The 23,634-nt window shown below is 73.0% G+C and carries 25 protein-coding genes; 10 read left to right on the top strand and 15 right to left on the bottom strand.

Translation table 11 applies throughout. From position 1 onward, the window contains the following. The first annotated feature begins 265 nt into the window (after nucleotides 1–265). Nucleotides 266–1,009 (top strand): SCO3374 family protein, encoded by a 744-nt coding sequence (locus tag ACZ470_RS12605; protein WP_468426853.1) that lies wholly within the window; start codon nucleotides 266–268, stop codon nucleotides 1,007–1,009. Here the strand turns inward: ACZ470_RS12605 and ACZ470_RS12600 are convergent. The 10 genes from ACZ470_RS12600 to ACZ470_RS12555 all read right to left on the bottom strand — a co-directional run bounded on the left by ACZ470_RS12600 (nucleotide 988) and on the right by ACZ470_RS12555 (nucleotide 9,449). Continuing rightward, nucleotides 988–1,323, bottom strand: a complete 336-nt coding sequence (locus ACZ470_RS12600; protein WP_037939819.1) for a histone-like nucleoid-structuring protein Lsr2 — start codon at nucleotides 1,321–1,323, stop codon at nucleotides 988–990. The genes ACZ470_RS12605 and ACZ470_RS12600 overlap by 22 nt on opposite strands. Nucleotides 1,324–1,522: 199 nt before the next feature. Further along, on the bottom strand, nucleotides 1,523–2,056 hold the full coding sequence (locus ACZ470_RS12595) for an amino-acid N-acetyltransferase (protein ID WP_468426852.1): 534 nt from the start codon (nucleotides 2,054–2,056) through the stop codon (nucleotides 1,523–1,525). Nucleotides 2,057–2,065: 9 nt separating this feature from the next. Beyond that, complete coding sequence (locus ACZ470_RS12590) at nucleotides 2,066–2,443, bottom strand: BlaI/MecI/CopY family transcriptional regulator (RefSeq protein ID WP_468426851.1); 378 nt, start codon at nucleotides 2,441–2,443, stop codon at nucleotides 2,066–2,068. 171 nt (nucleotides 2,444–2,614) lie between these two features. Beyond that, nucleotides 2,615–2,791, bottom strand: a complete 177-nt coding sequence (locus tag ACZ470_RS12585) for a hypothetical protein (RefSeq protein ID WP_468426850.1) — start codon at nucleotides 2,789–2,791, stop codon at nucleotides 2,615–2,617. A 26-nt stretch (nucleotides 2,792–2,817) separates the two neighbouring features. After that, nucleotides 2,818–3,411, bottom strand: coding sequence for a glutathione S-transferase family protein (locus ACZ470_RS12580; RefSeq protein ID WP_468426849.1), 594 nt, complete (start codon nucleotides 3,409–3,411; stop codon nucleotides 2,818–2,820). A 523-nt stretch (nucleotides 3,412–3,934) separates the two neighbouring features. Beyond that, complete coding sequence (locus ACZ470_RS12575) at nucleotides 3,935–4,732, bottom strand: type III pantothenate kinase (RefSeq protein ID WP_468426848.1); 798 nt, start codon at nucleotides 4,730–4,732, stop codon at nucleotides 3,935–3,937. Nucleotides 4,733–4,740: 8 nt separating this feature from the next. Further along, on the bottom strand, nucleotides 4,741–5,715 hold the full coding sequence (gene nadC, locus ACZ470_RS12570; RefSeq protein WP_468426847.1) for a carboxylating nicotinate-nucleotide diphosphorylase: 975 nt from the start codon (nucleotides 5,713–5,715) through the stop codon (nucleotides 4,741–4,743). A 5-nt stretch (nucleotides 5,716–5,720) separates the two neighbouring features. Beyond that, nucleotides 5,721–7,427 carry an L-aspartate oxidase gene (locus ACZ470_RS12565; RefSeq protein ID WP_468426846.1) on the bottom strand — a complete coding sequence of 569 codons (1,707 nt, stop codon included), beginning with the start codon at nucleotides 7,425–7,427 and terminating at the stop codon, nucleotides 5,721–5,723. Continuing rightward, nucleotides 7,424–8,422 carry a pantoate--beta-alanine ligase gene (gene panC, locus ACZ470_RS12560; RefSeq protein ID WP_468426845.1) on the bottom strand — a complete coding sequence of 333 codons (999 nt, stop codon included), beginning with the start codon at nucleotides 8,420–8,422 and terminating at the stop codon, nucleotides 7,424–7,426. The genes ACZ470_RS12565 and panC overlap by 4 nt, the downstream gene beginning before the upstream one ends. 70 nt (nucleotides 8,423–8,492) lie before the next feature. Then, nucleotides 8,493–9,449: a Rossmann-like and DUF2520 domain-containing protein gene (locus ACZ470_RS12555; RefSeq protein ID WP_468426844.1), complete on the bottom strand. Its 957-nt coding sequence runs from the start codon at nucleotides 9,447–9,449 to the stop codon at nucleotides 8,493–8,495. A gap of 171 nt (nucleotides 9,450–9,620) precedes the next feature. Between ACZ470_RS12555 and ACZ470_RS12550 the strand changes: the two genes are divergently transcribed. Both ACZ470_RS12550 and ACZ470_RS12545 read left to right on the top strand, forming a co-directional pair. Further along, the gene (locus ACZ470_RS12550) at nucleotides 9,621–10,847 is read left to right on the top strand and encodes a threonine aldolase family protein (RefSeq protein WP_468426843.1); all 1,227 of its coding nucleotides are present in this window, start codon (nucleotides 9,621–9,623) and stop codon (nucleotides 10,845–10,847) included. A gap of 112 nt (nucleotides 10,848–10,959) precedes the next feature. Next, a complete protein-coding gene (locus ACZ470_RS12545) occupies nucleotides 10,960–12,066 on the top strand; it encodes a DUF5937 family protein (protein ID WP_468426842.1) in 1,107 nt (368 codons plus the stop codon). A gap of 18 nt (nucleotides 12,067–12,084) precedes the next feature. Here the strand turns inward: ACZ470_RS12545 and ACZ470_RS12540 are convergent, their stop codons facing one another. The 3 genes from ACZ470_RS12540 to ACZ470_RS12530 form a co-directional block, all read right to left on the bottom strand. Then, nucleotides 12,085–12,717, bottom strand: coding sequence for an AAA family ATPase (locus ACZ470_RS12540; RefSeq protein WP_468426841.1), 633 nt, complete (start codon nucleotides 12,715–12,717; stop codon nucleotides 12,085–12,087). A gap of 31 nt (nucleotides 12,718–12,748) precedes the next feature. Further along, the gene (locus ACZ470_RS12535) at nucleotides 12,749–13,420 is read right to left on the bottom strand and encodes a response regulator (protein ID WP_468426840.1); all 672 of its coding nucleotides are present in this window, start codon (nucleotides 13,418–13,420) and stop codon (nucleotides 12,749–12,751) included. A gap of 71 nt (nucleotides 13,421–13,491) precedes the next feature. Beyond that, entirely contained in the window at nucleotides 13,492–14,694 is a 1,203-nt protein-coding gene (locus ACZ470_RS12530) for a sensor histidine kinase (protein WP_468426839.1), read from the bottom strand. Nucleotides 14,695–14,844: 150 nt separating this feature from the next. Between ACZ470_RS12530 and ACZ470_RS12525 the strand changes: the two genes are divergently transcribed. Then, nucleotides 14,845–15,846: an SAM-dependent methyltransferase gene (locus ACZ470_RS12525; protein ID WP_468426838.1), complete on the top strand. Its 1,002-nt coding sequence runs from the start codon at nucleotides 14,845–14,847 to the stop codon at nucleotides 15,844–15,846. A 12-nt stretch (nucleotides 15,847–15,858) separates the two neighbouring features. Here the strand turns inward: ACZ470_RS12525 and ACZ470_RS12520 are convergent, their stop codons facing one another. Continuing rightward, nucleotides 15,859–17,010, bottom strand: coding sequence for an NADH-quinone oxidoreductase subunit D (locus tag ACZ470_RS12520; protein ID WP_468426837.1), 1,152 nt, complete (start codon nucleotides 17,008–17,010; stop codon nucleotides 15,859–15,861). A gap of 31 nt (nucleotides 17,011–17,041) precedes the next feature. On the opposite strand from ACZ470_RS12520, the gene ACZ470_RS12515 reads away from it, so the two are divergent. Together ACZ470_RS12515 and ACZ470_RS12510 are read left to right on the top strand one after the other, a co-directional pair. After that, complete coding sequence (locus ACZ470_RS12515; protein WP_468426836.1) at nucleotides 17,042–17,572, top strand: PH domain-containing protein; 531 nt, start codon at nucleotides 17,042–17,044, stop codon at nucleotides 17,570–17,572. Then, nucleotides 17,569–18,903 (top strand): PH domain-containing protein, encoded by a 1,335-nt coding sequence (locus ACZ470_RS12510; RefSeq protein WP_468426835.1) that lies wholly within the window; start codon nucleotides 17,569–17,571, stop codon nucleotides 18,901–18,903. The genes ACZ470_RS12515 and ACZ470_RS12510 overlap by 4 nt, the downstream gene beginning before the upstream one ends. 365 nt (nucleotides 18,904–19,268) lie before the next feature. On the opposite strand, the gene ACZ470_RS12505 is transcribed toward ACZ470_RS12510, so the two are convergent. Next, nucleotides 19,269–20,492 (bottom strand): hypothetical protein, encoded by a 1,224-nt coding sequence (locus tag ACZ470_RS12505; RefSeq protein ID WP_468426905.1) that lies wholly within the window; start codon nucleotides 20,490–20,492, stop codon nucleotides 19,269–19,271. Nucleotides 20,493–20,953: 461 nt separating this feature from the next. Here ACZ470_RS12505 and folP point away from each other — a divergent pair, with 461 nt between their 5' ends. From folP to folK, 4 genes are all read left to right on the top strand, one after another. Continuing rightward, nucleotides 20,954–21,868, top strand: coding sequence for a dihydropteroate synthase (gene folP / locus ACZ470_RS12500; RefSeq protein ID WP_468426834.1), 915 nt, complete (start codon nucleotides 20,954–20,956; stop codon nucleotides 21,866–21,868). After that, nucleotides 21,865–22,368, top strand: coding sequence for a nuclear transport factor 2 family protein (locus tag ACZ470_RS12495; protein ID WP_468426833.1), 504 nt, complete (start codon nucleotides 21,865–21,867; stop codon nucleotides 22,366–22,368). Before folP ends, ACZ470_RS12495 begins: the two co-directional genes overlap by 4 nt. A 270-nt stretch (nucleotides 22,369–22,638) precedes the next feature. Continuing rightward, complete coding sequence (gene folB, locus ACZ470_RS12490) at nucleotides 22,639–22,998, top strand: dihydroneopterin aldolase (RefSeq protein WP_361035546.1); 360 nt, start codon at nucleotides 22,639–22,641, stop codon at nucleotides 22,996–22,998. Next, nucleotides 22,995–23,606 (top strand): 2-amino-4-hydroxy-6-hydroxymethyldihydropteridine diphosphokinase, encoded by a 612-nt coding sequence (gene folK, locus ACZ470_RS12485; RefSeq protein WP_468426832.1) that lies wholly within the window; start codon nucleotides 22,995–22,997, stop codon nucleotides 23,604–23,606. Before folB ends, folK begins: the two co-directional genes overlap by 4 nt. The last annotated feature ends 28 nt before the right edge of the window (nucleotides 23,607–23,634 follow it).

Below are 23,634 nucleotides of genomic sequence, written 5' to 3'. Positions count from 1 at the left end.
CGAACGGGAAACGAGCCGCCCTGCGTGTCGCCCCCTCCCACTAGGGATGTCTTACCCGCTGCTACGGACAGTCCATGCCGAGTGCACGGGTTCCCTCCGCTACGGGCGAACAACCTTGCGCCTCGCCGCAACTCCGCGCGCCCCCTTGTTCGGCACTGTGCGCTCATGGGTGAGCACACAGCGTAACCCGAGAGGCGGTGGCGGGGTTGCGCCGGGCATGGTCCCGACCGTCGCCCCCGCACCGCCGTCTCCCCGTCGGCCGCTCATGCCGAGCGACGAGGAGGTGCGGCTCTGGTACGAGAACGTGCCGGGGTGGCCCACGGTGCCCGGGAGTCCGGTGCGGCTGGCGGTGGGGGTGCGCTTCGACGTGCTGGACGTGCCCGCGGAGGCGGGGCGGGCAGCGCTGGAGCGGCTGGAAGGCCAAGGGCGGCCGCGCGGAGGCTTTCGTGGGTGTCCGTCGTGGCGGAGGTTTCCCGTGGCCCTGTCGGGCGGCCGGATGGGGCTGCTGGTGGCGGCGGGCAGCGCGGAGGAGCTGCCGGGGCTGCTGGAGTGGCTGGACTGGGGGGCGCTGGAGCTCGACCTGGTGGCGGTCGGTGCGGGGGGTGTCATGGACGCTCCCCGGCCACCCGGGGCCGTATCCGGCTCCGGGTCGGCGTTCGGGTCGGTGACCGGGGTCCGGGCCTCGGCCGGCGCCGATTTCGGCGTCGTATCCGGGTCCGGTTCCGGCTGCGGATCCGGTGCGCTCGCCGAAGGGCCGGTTCCGTCGGGCCGTGGTCCGCAGGGGGCCGCCGTGTGGCTGCGGCCCCCCGAGCCGGGACGCGAGGTCGAGGCCTCGCTGCCGACGTTGTCGGCGATGGGCACGAGGGGTGGTGCGAGGGGGGACCGTGACAGCCCCCCGGATCTCGTGCGGCTGGTGAACACGGTGGCCACGGAGGTCCACCGGGTCCGGCTGCGGCGGGCGGGTGCCGCCGCTCCACAGGCCGACGGTCAGCCGTTGGCCTTCTCGTAGGCCTCGCGGATGGACGCGGGGACGCGGCCGCGGTCGTTGACCTCGTAACCGTTCTCCTTCGCCCAGGCGCGGATGGCCGCGGTGTCCTGGCTGCCACCGGAAGAAGCACGCGCCTTTCCACGCCCGCCAGAAGCACGGCCTCCGGTACGGCGACCGCCCTTCACGTAAGGCTCGAGAAGGCCGCGGAGCTTGTCCGCATTGGCGGTGGTGAGATCGATCTCGTACGTCTTGCCGTCCAACGCGAACGTCACGGTCTCGTCCGCCTCGCCGCCGTCGAGGTCGTCGACAAGAAGGACCTGAACCTTCTGTGCCACCGGATTTCCTTTCATCGATAACTTGAGGGCCGGGGTGTGCCGGCGTCCGCCGTATCGCCGCCCCTTGTTATATGCAGTACTGCAGTACCTCGGAAAGCAAACCGCTTTTGCCGTAAAAACACAAACCCCTGGCAGAGACCTGCAGCCCGCACCCGGCCCGGAAACATGCGCGTTTCGGACATAGGGCACCCCGCACAGATCACAGATGCAGAAGCATCCGGCTGTTGCCCAAGGTGTTCGGTTTCACGCGTTCGAGACCGAGGAACTCCGCGACACCCTCGTCATAGGAACGCAGGAGCTCCGCGTACACATCGGTGTCGACGGGGGTCTCACCGATCTCCACGAAGCCGTGCTTGCTGAAGAAGTCCACTTCGAAGGTCAGACAGAAAACTCTGCGAACACCGAGCCAGCGGGCGGTCTCCAGCAGCTTCTCCAGCAGCTGGTGTCCGACGCCCGCGCCCTTCAGGCCCGGCTTCACGGCGAGAGTGCGGACTTCCGCGAGGTCTTCCCACATCACGTGCAGGGCGCCGCAGCCGACGACCTCCGCGTTGTCGTCCCGTTCCGCGACCCAGAACTCCTGGATGTCCTCGTAAAGCGTCACCGTTGCTTTGTCGAGCAGGATGCGCCCGCGGACGTAGGCGTCAAGGAGCCGGCGTACGGCGGGGACATCGCTGGTGCGGGCCCGCCGGACCGTGATGGCTTTTGCGGCGACTTCGGGGCTGTCTGCGGACATGTGCGGACGCTATCGCCCGCTCCGGTCCTCGGCGGAGCCGGGGTTCTCGTCGGCGGGGGTTTCCGGGAGCTGGACGATGCGGACCGCGTCGGTGAGAGCCTGACGCTGTTCCTCGCTCATCATGCCGAAGAAGGCGACGAGAGCGGCGGCGGCGTTGTCGCTCTGCGACCACGCTTCGTTCATCAGCGCGGCGGCGTAGGCGGCGCGAGTGGAGACCGCCTCATATCGATAGGCCCTGCCTTCCGCCTCTCGGCGCACCCAGCCCTTCTGATGGAGATTGTCCAAAACGGTCATCACCGTGGTGTAGGCGATGGACCGTTCCTTCTGAAGATCTTCCAGGACTTCCCGAACGGTCACCGGGCGGTTCCACTTCCACACCCGCGTCATGACCGCGTCTTCGAGTTCTCCCAATGGGCGAGGCACAACTCACAATATTAGTGGGAGATCCCGTCAATGGCGTGCCGGACGGGCATCAAGAGTGACGGAAGCGCACAAAAAGGGCGTACGACCGTGGGTCGTACGCCGGGGTGTCGCTGGTGCCGCTCGGGGCTGTTCGGGTCAGGCGTCGGCCCTGGGGGTGGGCTGGGCGCCGTTCACCTTTGCGAGGGCCGCGTCCACGGCGGCGTCCTCCTTGGTCTTGTTGGCGCCGCCCTGGGTCTTCACGATCACCCGGATCACGCCGATGAAGAGGGCGGCCATGACGGCCGGGGGGAGGAGCGCGGAGACGTAGTCCATGGATCCAGGGTAGCCAGGGGGCGCCGTCAGCCGGCGGCCAGGTGCTCGTTCGGTGGGGGTGGGGTGGGTTTGCGGCGGGGGAAGACCTCGCCGGGGGTGGGGATGGGGCGGGAGGGGGGCTGGGGGGACGACGGGGACGGGGGTGGGGTGGGGGTGGGGTTCGGGTTCGGGGCGGGTTTCTGCGCGGGCTTCTTCTTCTCCTGGTCCTCGGCGGTGGCCGCGCGGCCACCGGGGAGGGCCTGGAGGTGGGTGCGGCGGCAGTGGTGCAGGAGGGCGGCGGCTGTGGGGTTGCCGCGCAGGGCCCGGAGGGCGGCCAGATCGTCGGGGAGGGGACGGTATCCGGCGCCCAGCGCCTCTTCCAGGAGCGCGAGGTAGCCGGCGGCGGTGCCGGGGAGGGCAGCGCGGTAGCGGCCGAGGTCGGCCAGGAGGAAGGCGCGCAGCCGGGCACTTTCCCTCGTCGCCTCGTCCAGGTGTTCGGCGAGGCGGAGGCAGTCCTGGAGGTCGTCGGCCGAGGCGGGGCTGGGGGTGGGGTGCAGGGCGAGGGCGAGAGCGCGGCGGAGCACGCGCAGCTCCTCCGCGCCGAACGCCATGCCGCCGCGGGATCCGTAGGGCGTGGGCATGCCCCGACGATACGCGCTAATCAGACAAACACCGCATAACGGACGCGTGTGGCGTGAACGCGTCGCGCTCCGCCGGGCGTGCCGGCGCAGCCTGCCCCGCCCTCCGCGGGCAGCCGTTTGCCGCTCTCCGCGGGCAGTCGTGCCGCTGGGGCGATGGGGGTACCTCCCGCTCGAGCGAAGCCGAGAGTGGGGGAGGGTGGGCGCGACGGCACCCCGCAAGCGCCGGGCCGCGCGAACTCCCCCCGCCGACATCAACGCGGGGCACCCGTACCGCGCCGGGCCGCGCGAGCAACCCGGCCGGGACCCGCGGGGCACCCCCCGTGGCGCCGGGCCGCGCAAACACCCCCCGCCGACATCAACGCGGGGCACCCGCACCGCGCCGGGCCGCGCGAGCAACCCGGCCGGGACCCGCGGGGCACCCCCCGTGGCGCCGGGCCGCGCAAACACCCCCGGCCCACACCAGCGCGGGGCACCCGCACCGCGCCGGGCCGCGCAAACCGACCCCCGGAACACACCGACGCCGCTACGGGCGTGACACGTTTCGTTCGTACACCAGGCGGAGCCCGATCAGCGTCAGCCACGGCTCGTGCTCATCGATGACCGAGCTCTCCCCCAGCACCGTCGGCGCCAGCCCACCCGTCGCGATGACGGTCACATCGTCGGGATCGTCCGCAAGCTCCCGCGCCATGCGGTTGACGACCCCGTCCACCTGCCCGGCGAACCCGTACACGATCCCCGACTGCATCGCCGCCACGGTGTTCTTGCCGATCACCGTCCGAGGCCGCGCCACCTCGATCTTCCGCAGCTGAGCGGCCTTGACCCCGAGCGCCTCCACCGAGATCTCGATACCGGGCGCGATGACCCCACCGACGTACTCCCCCCGCGCGGAGACCGCGTCGAACGTCGTCGCCGTACCGAAGTCGACGACGATCGCGGGCCCCCCGTACAGCTCGTTCGCCGCGACCGCGTTGATGATCCGGTCGGCGCCGACCTCCTTGGGGTTGTCGAACTGGATCGGCACGCCCGTCTTCACGCCCGGTTCCACGAGGACCGCCGGCACGTCCCCGTAGTAGCGGCGCGTCACCTCGCGGAGTTCGTGCAGCACGGACGGGACCGTCGCGCAGATGGCGATGCCGTCGATGCCGTCTCCCAGCTCCTCGCCCAGCAGCGGGTGCATGCCCATCAGGCCCTGGAGGAGGACCGCGAGTTCGTCGGCCGTGCGGCGGGCGTCCGTGGAGATGCGCCAGTGTTCGACGATGTCGTCGCCGTCGAAGAGGCCCAGGACGGTGTGCGTGTTGCCCACGTCGATCGTCAGCAGCATGGCCGGTCCTACTCCGCCGCTCGCAGGTCGAGGCCGATGTCCAGGATGGGAGAGGAGTGGGTCAGCGCTCCTACGGCCAGGTAGTCGACGCCCGTGTCGGCGTACGCCTTGGCGTTGGTGAGGGTGAGGCGGCCGGAGGCCTCCAGGGCGGCGCGGCCGTCGACGAGGGCCACCGCCTCCTCGCACTCGCCGGGCGTGAAGTTGTCCAGCAGGATCAGGTCCGCGCCGGCGTCCAGGACCTCGCGGAGCTGGTGCAGGGTGTCGACCTCGACCTCGATCGGCACGTCGGGGAAGCGCTCGCGGACCGCGTTGAAGGCCTCGGCGACGCCGCCCGCCGCCACCACGTGGTTGTCCTTCACCAGGGCCGCGTCCGAGAGGGACATGCGGTGGTTGACACCGCCCCCGCAGCGCACGGCGAACTTCTCCAGGCTGCGCAGTCCGGGGGTCGTCTTGCGGGTGTCACGGACCTTCGCCTTGGTGCCGTCGAGGACGTCCGCCCACGCGCGCGTGGCGGTCGCGATGCCCGACAGGCGGCACAGGAGGTTCAGGGCGCTGCGTTCCGCCGTGAGGATGTCGCGGGTGCGGGTGGTGATCGAGAGGAGGGTCTGGCCCGCCTCCACGCGGTCGCCGTCCTCCACGTGGCGTTCGACCTCGAACTCGTCCGTGCAGACGACCGACATGACCGCCTCGGCGACCCTGAGGCCCGCCACCGTGCCCGCCTCCCGCGCGGTGAAGTCGGCGGTGGCGACGGCGTCCTCCGGGATGGTCGCGACCGTCGTCACGTCCACGCCGTGGGCCAGGTCCTCCTGGAGGGCCACGTTGGCGATGTCCTCGACCTCCACGGGGTCGAGGCCCGCATCGGCCAGGAGCTGCGCGAGCGCGGGGTCGAGGCCGCACTCCAGGTAGGTCTCCTCGTCGGCGCCGCAGGCGCAGCCGTCGCCACAGCCGCCGGAGGAAACGAGGGGAAGGTCGGGGGTGGTCACTGCTGTCACTGCTCCTGGGGCTGGGGGAGGGTCGGGGGGAAGTCTGTGGTGTCGGTGGTGTGCACCGCCAGCGATCGGTCCGGATTCAGCCGTACGACGATGTGGCGCCGCCACGTCGTGTCGTCGCGCTCCGGGCGGTCCTCGCGCCAGTGGCAGCCGCGGGTCTCCTCGCGCCGCCGCGCGGCGGCGACCAGGACTCGGGCCACGCACAGGAGGTTGGTGGCCTCCCAGGTGTCGACGCCGGGCTCGGCGGTCTTGCCGTTCTCGTCGAGGGCGTCGCGCGCGTCGGCGTGCAGTTGGTGGAGGCGGTCGGCGGCCTCGGAGAGGGAGGCCGCCGAGCGCAGTACGCCGGCTCCCCTGGTCATGATCCGCTGGACGGTGAAGCGGGCCTCCGGGGGGAGGAGCGGGTACGCGGGGCGCTCCGTGGCGGGGAGCGGTTGCGGTACGCGTGGGTGGAGGGTTCCGGTGCGCGCGATGTCGGCGGCGATGCGCTCGGCGTAGACGAGGCCCTCGAGGAGGGAGTTGGAGGCCAGGCGGTTGGCGCCGTGCACGCCGGTGCAGGCGACCTCGCCGCACGCGTACAGGCCGGGGACGGTGGTGCGGCCGTGGGAGTCGGTGCGGACGCCGCCGGAGGCGTAGTGGGCGGCGGGGGCGACCGGGACGGGTTCGGTCACCGGGTCGATGCCGTGGGCGCGGCAGGCGGCGAGGATCGTGGGGAAGCGGTGCTCCCACATCTCGGCGCCGAAGTGGCGGGCGTCGAGGTACATGTGCTCGGCGTCCTGCTCGCGCATGCGGCGCATGATGCCCTTGGCGACGATGTCGCGCGGGGCGAGCTCGGCGAGTTCGTGCTGTCCCTGCATGAAGCGCACGCCGTCGGCGTCCACCAGGTGGGCGCCCTCGCCGCGTACCGCCTCGGAGACCAGGGGCTGCTGGCCCTCCGCGTCCGGGCCGAGGAAGAGCACCGTGGGGTGGAACTGGACGAACTCGAGGTCGCTCACCTCGGCGCCCGCGCGGAGGGCGAGGGCCACTCCGTCGCCCGTGGAGACGGAGGGGTTCGTGGTGGCCGAGAAGACCTGGCCCATGCCGCCGGTGGCCAGGACCACCGCCGGGGCGTGGACGGCGCCCACGCCGTCGTGCTGGCCCTCGCCCATGACGTGCAGGGTGACGCCGGCGGTGCGGCCGTCGGCGTCGGTGAGGAGGTCCAGGACGAGGGCGTTCTCGATGGTGCGCAGGCCACGGGCGCGGACCGCCTCCACCAGGGCGCGGGAGATCTCCGCGCCGGTGGCGTCGCCGCCCGCGTGGGCGATACGGCGGCGGTGGTGGCCGCCCTCGCGGGTGAGGGCGAGGCCGCCTTCGGTGGACTCGTCGAAGTGCGCGCCCGTCGCGATGAGGCGGCGTACGGCGTCGGGGCCCTCGGTGACGAGGATGCGGACCGCTTCCTCGTCGCACAGGCCCGCGCCGGCGACCAGGGTGTCGTCGAGGTGCTGCCCGGGGGTGTCGCCCTCGCCGAGGGCGGCGGCGATGCCGCCCTGGGCCCAGCGGGTGGAGCCGTCGTCGAGGCGGGCCTTGGTGACGACGACCGTCGTCAGTCCCGCGGCCTCGCAGCGCAGGGCGGCGGTGAGACCGGCCACGCCGGAGCCGACGACCACGACGTCCGCGTCGATGGACCATCCGGGCGCTGGGGCGTGCAGTCGTATGCCTGTGCTGGTCACGAGGCGGCTCCGAAGGTTCCGAAGGTCAGGGGGACGTTGTCGATCAGGCGGGTGGAGCCCACGCGCGCGGCCACGGCGAGGACGGCCTCGCCGGTGAAGCCGTCGCCGATCTCGGTGAAGTCGGACGGGTCGACCAGGGCCAGGTAGTCCAGGGCGAGCGGCGGGTCGAGGCGGGCGGCCTCGTCGAGGACCAGGCGGGCCGCGGCGCGGATCGCCGCCGGGCCGCCGGCGGTCGTGGCGACGGCGTGCGCGTCGGCCGCCGCGCGGGACTCCCCGATCGCGCTGAGCGCCTCGGCACGCGCGCGCGTGGCGGGCACCGCGCTGGCCCGCGCGCGCAGCGCCTGCTGGGCCGCGTGCCGGTCGCGGCCCGCGAACAGGGCCTGGGACAGGGCGAGCGCGGTGCGCCGCTCGGCGGGTGAGAGGTAGCGGTTGCGGCTGGACAGGGCGAGCCCGTCCTCCTCGCGGACGGTGGGGACGCCGACGATCTCCACGCCGAAGTTCAGGTCCCGCACCATGCGGCGGATCAGGGCGAGCTGCTGGGCGTCCTTCTGGCCGTAGAAGGCGACGTCGGGGCGGGTGAGGTGGAGCAGCTTGGCGACGACGGTGAGCATGCCGTCGAAGTGGCCGGGGCGGGCGGCGCCCTCCAGGCGTTCGCCCATGGGTCCGGCGCTGATCCGGACCTGCGGTTCGCCGCCCGGGTAGACCTCGTCCACGGAGGGGGCGAAGACGGCGTCGGCGCCGGACTGCTCGGCGAGCTTGAGGTCGGCGTCCAGGGTGCGCGGGTAGCGGTCCAGGTCCTCGCCCGCGCCGAACTGGAGCGGATTGACGAAGACGGTGACCACGACCTCGCCGTCGGCGCCCGCGATCTTCCGCGCGGCGCGGATCAGCGTGGCGTGACCCTCGTGCAGGGCGCCCATGGTCATCACGACGGCGCGGCGGCCGGTACGCGCGCGTGCGTTCAGTTCGGCGGCGGTACGGAGCAGGGTGACGGTCATCGGGTGGCTCCGATCCGGGACGCGCCCGTCGTCGTACGGCTGTGGGGGGCGGGGTGTCGGGGTGTGCCGCTCATCGGTCCTCCCCCGGGGTGCTTCCGGTGCTTCCGGTGCTTCCGGTGCCGTCGGCCCCGTCGGCGAGTACCCCGAGGAGGTCCTCGGCGAGTTCCGGTTTCAGCAGCCCGTGGGCGAGGGCGCGGTCGGCGGTCGCGCGGGCCATCGCGAGATAGCCGGCGACGGCCCCCGGGGCGTGCCGGCGCAGCTCGGTGACGTGCGCGGCGACCGTACCCGCGTCGCCGCGCGCGACCGGGCCGGTGAGGGCCGCGTCGCCGGAGCGCAGGGCGTTGTCCAGGGCGGCGCCGAGCAGCGGGCCGAGCATCCGGTCGGGCGCCTCGACACCGGCGGTGCGCAGCAGTTCCAGGGACTGGGCGACCAGGGTGACCAGGTGGTTGGCGCCCAGGGCGAGGGCCGCGTGGTACAGCGGGCGGTTCTCCTCGGCGATCCACTCCGGCTCGCCGCCCATCTCGATGACGAGGGCCTCGGCGGCCAGTCGCAGTTCCTCGGGCGCGGTGACGCCGAAGGAGCATCCGGCGAGGCGCTGCACGTCGACGGGGGTGCCGGTGAACGTCATCGCCGGGTGCAGGGCGAGCGGCAGGGCACCGGCCCGCAGGGCGGGGTCGAGGACCTTCGCGCCGTAGCGGCCGGAGGTGTGCACGAGCAGCTGGCCGGGGCGTACGGCGCCGGTGTCCGCGAGTCCGGAGACCAGCTCGGGCAGCGCGTCGTCCGGGACGGTCAGCAGGACCAGCTCGGACCGCTGGAGGACGTCGGCGGGCGGCACCACCGGCACACCGGGGAGCAGCTGCTCGGCGCGCCTGCGGGAGGCGTCGGAGACAGCGGAGACGGCCACCGGGCGGTGCCCGGCGAGCTGGAGGGACGCGGCGAGCGCGGGGCCCACGCGTCCGGCGCCAACGACACCGACGGTGAGCCGCGCGGGGCGGTCCTGGGGATCTGGCTGTGGGGTTGTGTTCACGCGACGGCGGCCTTCCCGTTCCAGTCCGCTCGGGGTACCGGACGATTTCTCGTCATGTTAACGCGATCGGTTCCGGGGGCGGTCGGTTGTCCACAGGCTGTGGGTTTCCGTGCGCCGTCGCGGCACACACGCGTGCGGAAATGGGGGTGCCCGCGCGGACCGGGGCACGCGATGATCGCGGGCATGACTGATTCGGCGGACGGCATGAGCGAGGGCACGGCGGTGCGGGACGAGGGGCCGGCCGGGCCGGACGCGGACGACGCGCCGCGGCCGACCCTGCGGGAACGGCGGATCGCCGCCTGGCGCGCCGCCCCGCGCGTGCTCGCGCGGCTGGACTTCCTCGCCCCGCTCAGGGAACGGCTGGCCCTGCTGGAGGCGGCGGGGAGCGTGTACGACCTCGACGAGACGTCCGACATCTACGGCAACGGTGTCGTCGAGGCCCTGGAGCAGCGGGTCGCCGGTCTGCTCGGCACGGAGGCCGCCGCGTTCTTCCCGACCGGCACGATGGCGCAGCAGGTGGCGCTGCGCTGCTGGGCCGGCCGCACCGGCAACCCGGCGGTCGCCCTGCATCCGCTCAGCCACCCGGAGGTGTACGAACGGAACGCGTTCAGCCAGGTCAGCGGGTTGCGTCCGGTACGGATGAACGGTGAGCCCCGGCTGCCCACCGCCGAGGAGGTGCGCGACTTCGACGAGCCCTTCGGGGCGCTGATGCTGGAACTGCCCCTCAGGGACGCCGGTTTCGTGCTGCCCACGTGGGAGGAGCTGACCGACGTGGTGGACGCCGCGCGGGAACGCGAGGCGGTCGTGCACTTCGACGGGGCCCGGCTGTGGGAGTGCACCGAGCACTTCGGACGGCCGCTGGAGGAGATCGCGGGCCTCGCGGACAGCGTCTACGTGTCGTTCTACAAGTCCCTCGACGCCTTCGGCGGGGCGGCCCTCGCCGGTCCCGCGACCCTGATCGAGGAGTCGAAGGCCTGGCGGCACCGGTACGGCGGTGCCGTCTTCCAGCAGTTCCCCACCGCGCTGTCGGCGCTGATCGGTCTGGAGCGGGAGCTGCCTCGGCTGCCGGAGTACGTCCGGCACGCGCGCGTGGTGGCCGCGGCGCTGCGTGAGGGGCTGGAGGCAGGGGGGCTGCCCTGGTTCCGCGTGCACCCCGAGGTGCCGCACACACATGACTTCCAGGTGTGGCTGCCGTACGACGCCGATGCCGTCGCGGAGACGGCGATCCGGGCGGCCGAGGAGACGGGGGCCGTGCTGTTCGCCAACCACTGGGATCCGAAGGGGCCGGGGCTGTCCTTCACGGAGGTGTACGTGCGTTCGGCCGGCCTGGAGTGGAGCGCGGACGACGTGCGCGCGGCGGCGGAGGAGTTCGCGCGGCGGCTGCTGCGGGAGGGCTGAGCTCTTCTTCGCCCCCGCCGCCCCTTCCCATTCCGGAGGGGCTGATTTCAGCCCCTCCGGCGTTTGAGGAGCGGGGTCCGGGGCGGAGCCCCAGTGGCTGCATCATGTGGGCATGAGCGTGGACATCGACATCGCGGGCCTCCGGCCGGAGAGGGTCGCCGTCCTGCCCTCCCCCCTCGCCGAGCTCGGCATGGCCCTGCACGCCCTGTCCGAGCCGTCGCACCACCCGGGGCTCCAGGCCTGGGTGACGGGCGTGACCGCGCGGCTGGACCCGTATCTCGCGGACCGGATGTGCGAGGCGGACTTCCTGTGGCGCTCGACGTTCTCGGACCTGTTCCTGCCGAGCGCCGGCGTCCCGGGCCGCGCGTCCCTCCCGGGCGGGACGCTCGCCGAGGAGCTGGACCTGCTGGACAAGCTCTCCGACGAGCAGTTCGTGGACGCCGCCCTGGAGTTCACCTGCGCGCTCCCCTACGGGCTGCCGGGCCCCGGACCGCTCACCGACGAGGGGCTGCGCCGCCGCTCGCTGGAGCTGGCCGCCGCGCGGGGGCCGGGTCAGCTGCGGTTCACCGAGCGGCTGCTGGCCGACCCGCCGCGGATCAGGGCGTGGCTGCGGCAGTTCCTCCAGGACTGCGACGAGGCGTTCTTCGCCGGGACCTGGGCCCGGCTGCGGCATCAACTCGCCGCGGACACCCGCCACAAGACCGACCTGCTCAGGCACAAGGGACTGGCCGAGGCCCTCGCCGCCGTGTCGCCCGCGGTGACGCTCGACGAGGCCGCCGGGCGGATCACCGTCGACAAGCTGGGCGAGGGCCGCACGGCCACGGGCGACGGCGGGCTCCTGCTGATCCCGACCAGCCTCGGCTGGCCGCACCTGATGGTGCTGCACCGCTACGGTTGGCAGCCGGTGCTGCACTACCCGGTCGGCTCCCCCGAGCCGACCGCCCCGCCGACGGTCGAGCAGCTCGCCCTGCGGATGACCGCGCTGTCCCATCCGGTCCGTATGCGCATGTGCCGCAATCTCGCCCGCAGCGCGTACACCACCAGCGAGCTGGCCCAGACGCACGGCATGACGGCGCCGGAGATATCCCGGCACCTGGGCGTGCTGAAGAAGGCCGGTCTGATCACCACCCGCCGCCGTGGGCGGTACGTGCTGCACCAGCTGGACGTGACGGTGGTGGCCCGGCTCGGCAGCGACTTCCTGGAGGGGATCCTGCGCTGACGGCGCGTACGGTGTCCGTCAGTCGAAGCGGATGTGCCGGATGCCCACGCCCGCCTGCCGCAGCCGGGTCCGCAACCGGCCCTCGTGGTTGGGGATCAGCTTCAGCCCGGCCAGGACGGCGATGCGGTCCGCCGTCTTCGGCACCGTGGTGTGGTCCGTCCACAGGTGCTCGGCGAACTCCGGCTCGCTCAGCCGCTCCAGGCAGTGGTCGAGCCGTCTCACCGCCCAGCTCTCCCCGCGCGGCCCCTCCTTCCCCCTCGTGTACCACCGCACGAGCTCGCCGATGCGGCGTTCGCGCAGCCGCCGCAGCACCGTCTCGCGCTCGGCGAGGAGGGTGAAGTGGTGGACGTCGTGGCCGAGTTCGCGCAGCCGTCCGACGGTCTCCGCGAAGTGCCCGGAGTCGGTGACGGTCATGGGGGCGATCACCACGCCGTCGTGCCCCGTCAGGGCGAGGTCGAGGACCTCGACGACGCCCCGCCGCCAGGACTCCAGGTCCTGGAAGTCGCCGCGCAGTCCGGGCGGCAGCATGCGGTGCAGGCCGAACCCGGGGTACTCCGGGTCGCAGACGACGCTGCCCGGCAGGCGGCGCCGTATCTCGTGTGCGGTCTGTGTCTTGCCGCCCCCGAAGGGGCCGTTGATCCACAGGAGCATGCGCAGACCCTACCGACGCGCGGCCGTCCGTTCAGCCGTGTCCGCCGGCCCGCACCAGACCCGTCTCGTAGGCGAGGACGACCACCTGCACGCGGTCCCGCAGCCCCAGCTTGGTCAGGATGCGGCCCACATGGGTCTTCACGGTCGCCTCGGAGAGCACCAGCCGGGCCGCGATCTCGCCGTTGGACAGGCCCTGTGCGACCAGCACCATGACCTCCCGCTCGCGTTCGGTCAGGCGTTCCAGCTGCTTGTGCTCGGGCTGCTTGCCCGTGCTGGGCAGCATGGGCGCGAAGCGGTCCAGGAGCCGGCGGGTGGTGGAGGGGGCGACCACCGCGTCACCGCTGTGCACCGCGCGGATCGCGGCGAGCAGTTCGCCCGGCGGCACATCCTTGAGCATGAAGCCGGACGCGCCCGCCTTCAGCCCGGAGAAGGCGTACTCGTCGAGGTCGAAGGTGGTGAGGATCAGCACCTTCGGCGGATCGGTGTCCGCGCAGATCCGGCGGGTCGTCTCCACTCCGTCGAGCTTGGGCATGCGGACGTCCATCAGCACCACGTCGACGGCGGTGGACCGCAGCACCTGGAGCGCCTCGACGCCGTCGCCCGCCTCCGCCACGACCTCCATGTCCGGCTGGGCTGCGAGCACCATCCGGAACCCGGTGCGCAGCAGCACCTGGTCGTCGACGAGCATCACGCGGATCGTCATCGGGGCCTCTTCCGTTCGGTCAGGTCGCCACAGGGGTTGTGACAGGTGTCAACAGGGGGCGCGCGTCAACGTCAATGCGCGGGTTTGAGCGGCAGCAGCACACTGATGCGGAATCCTCCGCCCGGGCGCGGGCCCGCGTCCAGGGTGCCGCCCACCATGCCGACCCGCTCGCGCATGCCGATCAGACCGTGGCCCTGGCCGTCGAAGCCGCCCTCCTCGTACAGCTCGTGCGGGGCGCCCTTGCCGTCGTCCTCCACCAGCAGGCCCAGCCCGTCGTCGAAGTACACCAGGCGCACGCTGGCGCCCGCGTTGGGGCCGCCGTGCTTGCGGGTGTTGGTGAGCGCCTCCTGCACGATCCGGTAGGCGGTGAGCTCGACACCGCTGGGCAGCGCACGCGGCGTGCCCTCGATCTTGAAGTCCACGGGCAGTCCGGAGCTCCGGCACTGCTCGACGAGGTCCTCGATCTGCCGCACGTCCGGCTGCGGCACGTACTCCCCGGCCTCCTGGTGCTCGCCGGTGCGCAGCACGCCCAGCAGGCGGCGCATCTCGGCGAGGGCCTGGCGGCCGGTGGAGGAGATGGTCTCCAGGGCCTTCTTCGCCTGGTCGGGCGCGGCGTCGAGGACGTAGGCGGCGCCGTCGGCCTGCACCACCATCACCGACACGTTGTGCGCGACGACGTCGTGCAGCTCGCGGGCTATCCGGGCGCGTTCGGCGGCGACCGCGACCTTGGACTGCGCCTCGCGCTCCTTCTCCAGCCGGGCGGCCCGCTCCTCCAGCTGCGCGAAGTACGCGCGGCGGGTGCGGATGGAGTCGCCGAGCACCCAGGCGAGGGCGAAGGGCACGGTCTGGAAGATCACGACGGCGATGTTCTCGGCCATGCTCGCGGCGTCGTTGGGCCAGCGCAGCTGCGCCAGCGGGGCCGCGCACAGGGCGGCGGTCAGCGCGAAGCGGGAGGCCCAGCGGGCACCGTCCGCGGCGACCGTGTAGACGATCACCAGCAGCGCGAAGTCGGCGGGCATCGTCGCCACGTCCGCGATCAGCTGGCCCACGCCCACCGCGAGGGCGAGGACGAGCATCCGCTCGGGCATCCTGCGGCGCAGCGCCACGACCAGCGACAACAGCAGCATGACCGGCACAGTGAGGGCGGGCAGGTCCGTGCCCCGGGACTCCTCCACGGTCGCTCCGCCGAGCACCGAAATCCCGAACAGGACCACGGCCCAGAAGCCGTCGACCCAGGTCGGGTGTCTGCGGAGGAAATCGTAGAGGCGCTGCACGTAACCCAGCGTAGGGAAGTGAAATGAGTGCAGGGGTCAACCGGAGGGCCGATCCCCGGTCGGTACGTGTACTCCGCAAGGTGGAGGCCCGGCGCGTCCACGCGCTTAACCTGGGCCGGTGACAAGGGCGACGGCGGGCGAGTGGGCCCGATGACGGCAGGGGCGGCGGAGGGCCACTGGCGCGGCTGGCGGGCGGCGGCCCAGGACGCCCTGTACGGGCCGGACGGCTTCTACCGAAGGCCCGAGGGCCCCGCCGGGCACTTCCGTACGTCCGTGCACGCCTCGCCGCTGTTCGCCGGTGCCGTGGCGCGGCTGCTGTGCCGGGTCGACGAGGCGCTGGGCCGGCCCGAGGTGCTCGACTTCGTGGACATGGCGGCCGGACGGGGCGAACTCGTCACCGGTGTCCTCGCCGCACTGCCCGCCGACGTGGCGGCGCGCACGCGGGCGTACGCCGTCGAGCTCGCCGGCCGGCCCGCCGGTCTTGACCACCGGATCGAGTGGCGGGCGGAGCACCCGGAGCGGGTCACTGGGCTGCTCTTCGCCAACGAGTGGCTGGACAACGTGCCCGTGGAGGTCGCCGAGGTGGACCCGGCGGGCGTACCGCGGCTGGTGCTGGTGCGGGAGGACGGGACGGAGCGGCTCGGGGAGCCGGTCACGGGTCCGGAGGCGGAGTGGCTGGCGCGGTGGTGGCCGCCGGGGGCCGAGGAGGGGCTGCGCGCGGAGATCGGACTGCCCCGGGACCGGGCCTGGGCGGCGGCTGCCGGGACGGTCGCGCGGGGGCTCGCCGTCGCCGTGGACTACGCGCACACGGCCGCCGCGCGGCCGCCGTTCGGGACGCTCACCGCCTTCCGGGAGGGGCGGGAGACGACACCCGTGCCCGACGGGTCGTGTGACATCACCGCGCATGTCGCCCTGGACGCGTGCGCCGCGGCCACCGCGGGCGCACGCCTGCTGACGCAGCGGGACGCCCTGCGCGCCCTGGGCATCAACGGCGCACGCCCCCCGCTCACGCTCGCGTCGACCGACCCCGCCGGGTACGTACGCGCCCTCGCGGGCGCCGGTGAAGCCGCCGAACTCACCGCGCCGGGCGGGCTCGGCGACTTCGGGTGGCTCGTCCGCCCGGTCGGGATTCCGGACCCACTCGCCGGCTGACCCCGGCCGGGGTCACTTGTCGATGTCGCCCACCACGAAGAACATCGAACCGAGGATCGCCACCATGTCCGCGACCAGCGTCCCCGGCAGCAACTCGGTGAGCGCCTGGATGTTGTTGTACGACGCCGAGCGCAGCTTCAGCCGGTACGGGGTCTTCTCGCCCTTGCTGACCAGGTAGTAGCCGTTGATCCCGAGCGGGTTCTCGGTCCACGCGTAGGTGTGCCCCTCGGGCGCCTTGAGGACCTTCGGGAGCCGCTGGTTGACCGGGCCCGGCGGCAGCTCGGCGAGCCGGTCGAGGCAGGCGCCGGCGAGGTCGAGGGCGTTGTGCGTCTGCTCCAGGAGGCACTCGAAGCGGGCGAGGCAGTCGCCCTCCGCGCGGGTCACCACCTTCAGGACGTCACCCAGTTCGCCGTAGGCGAGGTACGGCTCGTCGCGGCGCAGGTCGAAGTCGACGCCGGAGCCCCGCGCGATCGGCCCGCTCACTCCGTACGCGTGCACGGCCTCCGGCGACAGCACGCCGACTCCGCGCGTGCGGCCCCGGAAGATCTCGTTGCCGAGGACCAGGTCGTCGAAGCGGTCCATGCGGGAGCGGACGTCGGCGACGGCGGCACGCGCGCGCGTGGTCCAACCCGCCGGGAGGTCCTCCTTGAGGCCGCCCACCCGGTTGAACATGTAGTGCATGCGCCCGCCGGAGACCTCCTCCATGACGTGCTGGAGCTCCTCGCGCTCCCGGAAGGCGTAGAAGATCGGGGTGATGCCGCCGAGCTCCAGCGGATAGGAGCCGAGGAACATCAGATGGTTGAGCACCCGGTTCAGCTCCGCGAGCAGCGTGCGCAGCCACACCGCGCGCTCGGGGACCTCCATGCCGAGCATCCGCTCCACGGCGAGGACCACGCCCAGCTCGTTGGAGAACGCCGACAGCCAGTCGTGGCGGTTGGCCAGCATGATGATCTGGCGGTAGTCGCGGGCCTCGAACAGCTTCTCCGCGCCCCGGTGCATATAGCCGATCACGGGCTCCGCGCGGACGATGCGCTCGCCGTCCAGGACGAGCTTCAGCCGCAGCACGCCGTGCGTGGACGGGTGCTGGGGCCCGATGTTGAGCACCATGTCGGTGCTCTCCGCCGCGCCGCCGATACCGACCATGGTCTCCGTCGTAGGAGTCATGAACACAGTCTCTCCTACGTACGCTGGCCCCATGGAGACGGGGAGCCCGCACGACACAGGGCCGGCGGGAACGAGCGGGCAGGCGGTCCCGGGCGACGAGGAGCCGGTGTGGATCGCGCTGCCCCCGGGGCTGCTGCGGATGCGGCGGCTGCTGCTGGTGGTGTGGCTGGGGCTGCTGACCCTGGCCGCCGGGCTGGTGCCGGGGCTGCTGGCCGGGCCCGGCTGGACCGCCTTCGCGCTGCTGCCGCTGGCCGTGCTGATCTGGGGCTGGGTGCTGCTGGAGCGGAACTGGCGTTCCTGGCGGTACGCGGAGCGCGCCGACGACCTGCTGATCAGCCGGGGCGTCCTGTGGCGCCAGGAGACGGTCGTGCCGTACGGGCGGATGCAGCTGGTCGAGGTCTCCTCCGGGCCCGTCGAGCGGCACTTCGGGCTGGCCAGCGTGCAGCTGCACACGGCGGCCGCGGCGACCGACGCCACCATCCCCGGCCTCGACCCGGCCGAGGCGGAACGGCTCCGGGACCGGCTCACCGAGCTCGGTGAGGCCCGATCGGCGGGGCTGTGACGACCCCCGACGTCCCCGAGGACGTACGCGACCGGATACCCGTCACGGAGCGGCGGCTGCACCCCGTCACGCCGCTCAGGCGGGCGTGGGCGCCCGTCGCCGTGCTCATCGGGTGGGCGCTGCACGACCCCGACCAGGCGCAGCGCCAGCTCACCCGGCTGACGACCACGACGCTGCTGATCGGTCTCGCCGTCCTCCTCCCGGCCGCCGCCCTCTACGGCTTCCTGACCTGGTGGTACACCCACTTCGCGGTGACCGAGAGCGAACTGCGGATCCGCACCGGGCTGCTCTTCCGGCGCACCGCGCACATCCGGCTGGAGCGGATCCAGGCCATCGACGTCACCCAGCCGCTGCTCGCGCGGGTCGCGGGCGTCGCGAAACTCAAACTCGACGTCATCGGGACCGACAAGAAGGACGAACTCGCCTTCCTGGGCGCCGGCGAGGCGCGTGCGCTGCGCGCCGAACTGCTCGCGCGGGCGGCCGGTTTCGCGCCGGAGACCGCGCACGAGGTGGGCGAGGCGCCGTCCCGGCAGATGCTGCGGGTGCCGCCGGGCGTCCTCGCCGTCTCCCTGCTGCTGACCGGGGCGACCTGGGGCTGGCTCATCGTCGCCTGTGTCGCGCTGCCGCTGCTGTGGACGGCCACCCACAGCCTGTGGACGCTGCTCGCCGCGGCCGTACCGATGCTGGGCGCGGCGGGCGCGAGCAGCGTGGGCCGGTTCGTCGCCGAGTACGACTGGACGCTGGGCGAGTCGCCCGACGGGCTGCGCATCGACCACGGGCTGCTGGACCGGGCGCACGAGACGGTGCCGCCGGGGCGGGTGCAGACGGTGCGGCTGGTCGAGCCGCTGCTGTGGCGGCGACGCGGCTGGGTGCGGGTGGAACTGGACGTGGCGGGGTCGTCCAACTCGCTGCTGCTGCCGGTCGCTCCGCGTGAGATCGCCGAGTCCGTCGTCGCGCGGGTGCTGCCCGGGGTGAGCGTGCCACCGCGCGAGGCGCTCTCCCGGCCGCCGCGCCGCGCCCGTTGGTGCGTCCCGCTGTGGTGGCGGGGCTACGGACTCGCCGTGACCGACGCGGTGTTCGCCGCCCGTCACGGGCTGCTGCGTCGCAGCCTGTCCCTGGTGCCGCACGCCAAGGTGCAGAGCGTGCGGCTGGTCCAGGGGCCCTGGCAGCGGGCCCGGGGCGTCGCGGACGTCCATGTGGACACCGGCGCGAACAAGTCGGTGACGGCCCACCTCCGCGACGCCTCGGAGGCGGCGGCCCTCCTGCGCTCCCAGGCGGAACGCTCCCGCACCGGCCGCAGGGACGCCCGCCCGGACCGCTGGATGGCCTGACCGCCCCACGCCCACGCGCCGCGGGACCAGAGGGGTCTCGCCGATCCGGCCGCATCAGCGACCGGCGTGGGGGAATCGGCGAGTGACGACCACGCGGCGAGGCACGGTGCCGGACGCCGGGAGCCTGGCGTGGTCGGCGAGACATCCCCTGGGGCCTGCCGAAGGCTGGGGGCCGGGCGGACGCCCGCGTACTTGGTCGCACTCAGGTGTTCGCCCGGTGCGGCGAGAGGGCGTGCCGGGCGTCGCGGGGCAGGACACCCCGTGAGACCTCTACGGACCGCTGGGCGGCCCGTCGGCGGGCGGCGTGGTACGGAAAACGGGCCCCGCGCGGAGTGCGTGCGGGGCCCGTCGGGGTGTTCGGTGGGTCAGGAGACCGCGCTGCGCAGGCCCTGGAGGTCGATGTGTTCCGTCTCGTCGTGGGCCGTCAGGTCGATGACCTGGCCGACGCCGCGCGCGTCCTCGTCGGCGGGCTTGAACTCCGCCTCGGCCTCGGCCTTGTGCAGCGCGAGCGCCTCCTGGCCGACCACGTCGGCGAGGTCCTCGTTCTGCACGGTGTCCAGCGCGGTGTCGTCCGTGTCCTTCTTCGTCCCGAAGAAGTCGAAGCCGCCCTCGGACACCGGCCGCCGCACGGGCGTCGTCGGCGGTACGACCGCGACCGCCGTCGGCACGGTGAAGTGACCGGAGGGCCGGCGCGCGGGCTGGGCGGAGGGCGCGGCACCGGAAGGGGCGGTCGTGCGCTCGTGCTCGCCGACCGCCTCGGGCTGCCCCTCGGCCTCGTCCTCCTGCGTCTGCTCCGACGTTGCCTTCTTCGTGGGCCCGGGACCGTCGTCCTCGGGGCTCCCGTCACCCTCGGGGGCGTCGTCCCGCCGGGGGGCGCCTTCGTCCTTCGGCATGTCACCGGCCGGGGGTACCGCCTCCGCGCTGTCCTCGGTGGCCGTCTCGGCCCCGGAATCCCCGGTGTCCCCGGCGATTCGCGACAGCGCCGCGTCCGCACGCAGGAACAGCTCGGAGCCCTCCGGTGAGAAGACCGACGGAGCCGTCTGCTCGGCCTCGTCGCCGCCGTCGTCCTGTGCCACCGTCTCCGGCTCCGCCGCGGTCGCCTGCTCGGGCACCTCCGCGGGCGGCTCCGCGACGGCCGCCGCCGACGGTCCCGCCGGCAGCGCGCGGGCCGGAACAGCGGCCTCTATCTCGAGCACCCGGCGTTCCTCCAGGACGCTCGCCCGGTCGACCTCCGCCGCGGCGTACCGCCGCAGCAGAGCCGCGTGCTCGTTGCGCAGCCCGGCGAGTTCCGCGCGCTTGGCGCGCAGCCGCTGCTCCAGCTTCGTACGCAGCTCGCGCGACTCCTCGAGGTCGGACTCCAATTCGGCGACCCGCTCCTCGAAACGCCACTCGTCGCTCGCACGCGCGCGCGTGAGATCGGCGACGCGTTTACCCGCCTGGGAGTCCCAGTTCCGCATGACGACGGCGCCGACAACCGCCGTGACCGCGGCGGCCGCGGCCAGGACACGAAGCACCATCGGTTGTGTGAACACCCAGGGCCCCAGGGCGCAGACGACGGAGACGCCTGCGATCGCCGACGGGGGCAGCATCCTGTGCAGGGGCGGGGAATGACGGTGACGTCCACGTGGCATGGCCAGAAACTTACCGCGCGTAGGCGAATGATGGTGCCCCGCCCCGCAAAAACAAAGCCACATCGGAGTTTTCACTTCGTACGGCAAAGCGACCGGGCATACGTGAAGTTGTGCGGGCGGAGTTCGGCGAACGCTTCAACAGCGGTTCACGGGCGATAAACGATCTTGCTGTTCGGTCAATACGGCTATTCACGCGCGGAGTTGTCCGATGCCCTTTGACCGCTCCTTCCCCGAGTCCCGGGTGGGCCACCCGGGAACCGCGTTTCGTGATCCACCGCGCTTCCGCCGATCCGCCGCGCATCGGCTCCCCCGCAAGGCCGGCGGAAGGTTTCCTCGACCTCGCGGCCCCGCGCACCCGGCGCGTGCGCCCGCCAGGGCCGAGGCATACCCCGTACGGTCCCGGGGCCTACGCTGAACATATGAGCAACCACAGCGGACGCCGCCAGGTCGCGGGCCTTCCTCACTGGGACCGCTGCGCGGTCATGGGAGTCGTGAACGTCACCCCCGACTCCTTCTCCGACGGCGGCCGCTGGTTCGACACGACCACCGCCGTCAAGCACGGCCTCGACCTGGTGGCCCAGGGCGCCGACCTGGTCGACGTCGGCGGGGAGTCCACCCGGCCCGGCGCCACCCGTGTCGACGAGGCCGAGGAGCTCAGGCGCGTCATACCCGTGGTGCGCGGCCTCGCCGCCGAGGGCGTCACCATCTCCGTCGACACCATGCGCGCCTCCGTCGCCGAACAGTCCCTCGCGGCCGGCGCCGCCCTCGTCAACGACGTCAGCGGCGGACTCGCCGACCCCGCCATGATCCCCGTCGTCGCCGACGCCGGCGCCCCCTTCGTCGTCATGCACTGGCGCGGCTTCCTGGAGGGCGGCAACATCAAGGGCGTGTACGCCGACGTGGTCACGGAGGTCGCCGACGAGCTGCACGCGCGCGTGGAGGCCGTCCTCGAGGGCGGCATCGCCGCCGACCGCGTGATCGTCGACCCCGGTCTCGGCTTCTCCAAGGGCGCCGACCACGACCTGGCGCTCCTCGCCCGTCTCGACCGGGTCCTGGACCTCGGTCACCCGGTGCTCGTCGCCGCCTCCCGCAAGCGGTTCCTCGGCCGTGTCCTGGCCGGCCCGGACGGCGCGCCCCCGCCCGCGCGGGAGCGCGACGCGGCCACCGCCGCCGTCTCCGCCCTCGCCGCGCAGGCCGGCGCGTGGGCGGTCCGCGTGCACGAGGTACGCGCCACCGCGGACGCCGTCCGGGTCGCGCGCGCCATCGCGCAGGCACGCACGGCGGACACCACACCCCCCGAAACCGGCGCGCACGGCGCAGAAGGAGCCCGGTGAGCGCACCCCACACCGATGTCGAGCAGGTCGAGGCCGCCAACACCGCCTTCTACGAGGCACTCGAAAGGGGCGACTTCGAAGAGGTCGCGTCGCTCTGGCTGACCCCCGGCGACCTCGGCGTCGACGAGACGTACCACGACCCGGCGGACACCGGTGTGGTCTCCTGCGTGCACCCCGGCTGGCCCGTGCTCACCGGACGCGGCGAGGTCCTCAGGTCGTACGCCCTGATCATGGCGAACACCGATTACATCCAGTTCTTCCTCACCGACACGCATGTCTCCGTGACGGGCGACACCGCCGTGGTGACCTGCACCGAGAACATCCTCAGCGGCGGCCCCGCCCCCAAGGCCGGCGAGGAGCTCGGCCCCCTGGTCGGCCAGCTCGTCGTCGCCACCAACGTGTTCCGGCGCACCGAGGCCGGCTGGAAGCTCTGGTCCCACCACGCCTCCCCCGTCCTCGCCGAGGAGGAGGACGCCGAGGACGACGACACCCCGGCCTGAGCGGGTAGACGGACATCGAGGACGCCCCGGAGCCGCACCCCGGAGCCGCGGCCGTCCGAGAAGTGGTTGGAATCACGACGGGGCGGGTATGGGCCGCTACCACCCCGTGAGCCCCCGGCCTCCGCACGGAAAACAGACGGTGAAACCTCCGGCCACCGGCACCCCCGGGCCACCGGCGCTGTCGGTGCCCGCGGGTAGATTCACTGTGGGCCGGTGTGCCGCCCGCACAGGCACCGACCGGCCGGACCGACGACTGCAGGAGTGATTCGCGTGGATCGTGTCGCGCTGCGCGGCCTGAAGGCCCGCGGGCACCACGGTGTGTTCCCCAAGGAACGCGAGGAGGGCCAGACCTTCATCGTGGACCTCGTCCTCGGCCTGGACACCCGGCCGGCCGCGGCCGACGACGACCTGACGAAGACCGTGCACTACGGCATCGTGGCGGAGGAGGTCGTGGCCGTCGTCCAGGGGGAACCCGTCAACCTCATCGAGACGCTCGCCGAGCACATCGCCCAGGTCTGTCTGAAGCACGACGTGGTGCAGGAGGTCGAGGTGTGTGTCCACAAGCCGGACGCGCCGATCACCGTGCCCTTCGACGACGTGACCGTCACCATCACCCGGAGCCGCGTATGACCAGGCCGTCCACCACGGGCCACACCGACCCGACCGTCCAGCCCGTCCCCGCCTCCGTGGTCGAGCAGGTCGACGCCGCCGACACCACCCTCCAGAACCCGAAGCGGGCCGTGGTCTCCCTCGGCGCCAACCTGGGCAACCGCCTGGAGACCCTCCAGGGGGCCGTCGACGCCCTGGAGGACACCCCGGGCATCCGCGTCAAGGCGGTCTCCCCCGTCTACGAGACGGAGCCGTGGGGCGTCGAGCCCGGCAGCCAGCCGTCGTACTTCAACGCGGTCGCGGTCCTCAAGACCACCCTGCCGCCGTCCTCCCTGCTGGAGCGGGCGCACGCGGTCGAGGAGGCCTTCCACCGGGTCCGGGACGAGCGCTGGGGCCCGCGCACCCTGGACGTGGACATCGTCTCCTACGCGGATCTCCACTCCGACGACCCCCAGCTCACCCTCCCGCACCCCCGCGCCCACGAGCGCGCCTTCGTGCTGGCCCCGTGGTACGACGTCGACCCCGAGGCGGAGCTCCCCGGCCGAGGCCCGGTCGCCGATCTCCTCGGCACGGTCACCCGGGAGGGCGTCACGCCCCGCGCGGACCTGGAACTCCGGCTGCCCGAGTAGCCGTTAAGGTCGAGACGACCACATTCCG

The organism is Streptomyces sp. NPDC031111, assembly GCF_055570675.1.
This window is presented reverse-complemented; position numbering and strand designations above follow the sequence as displayed.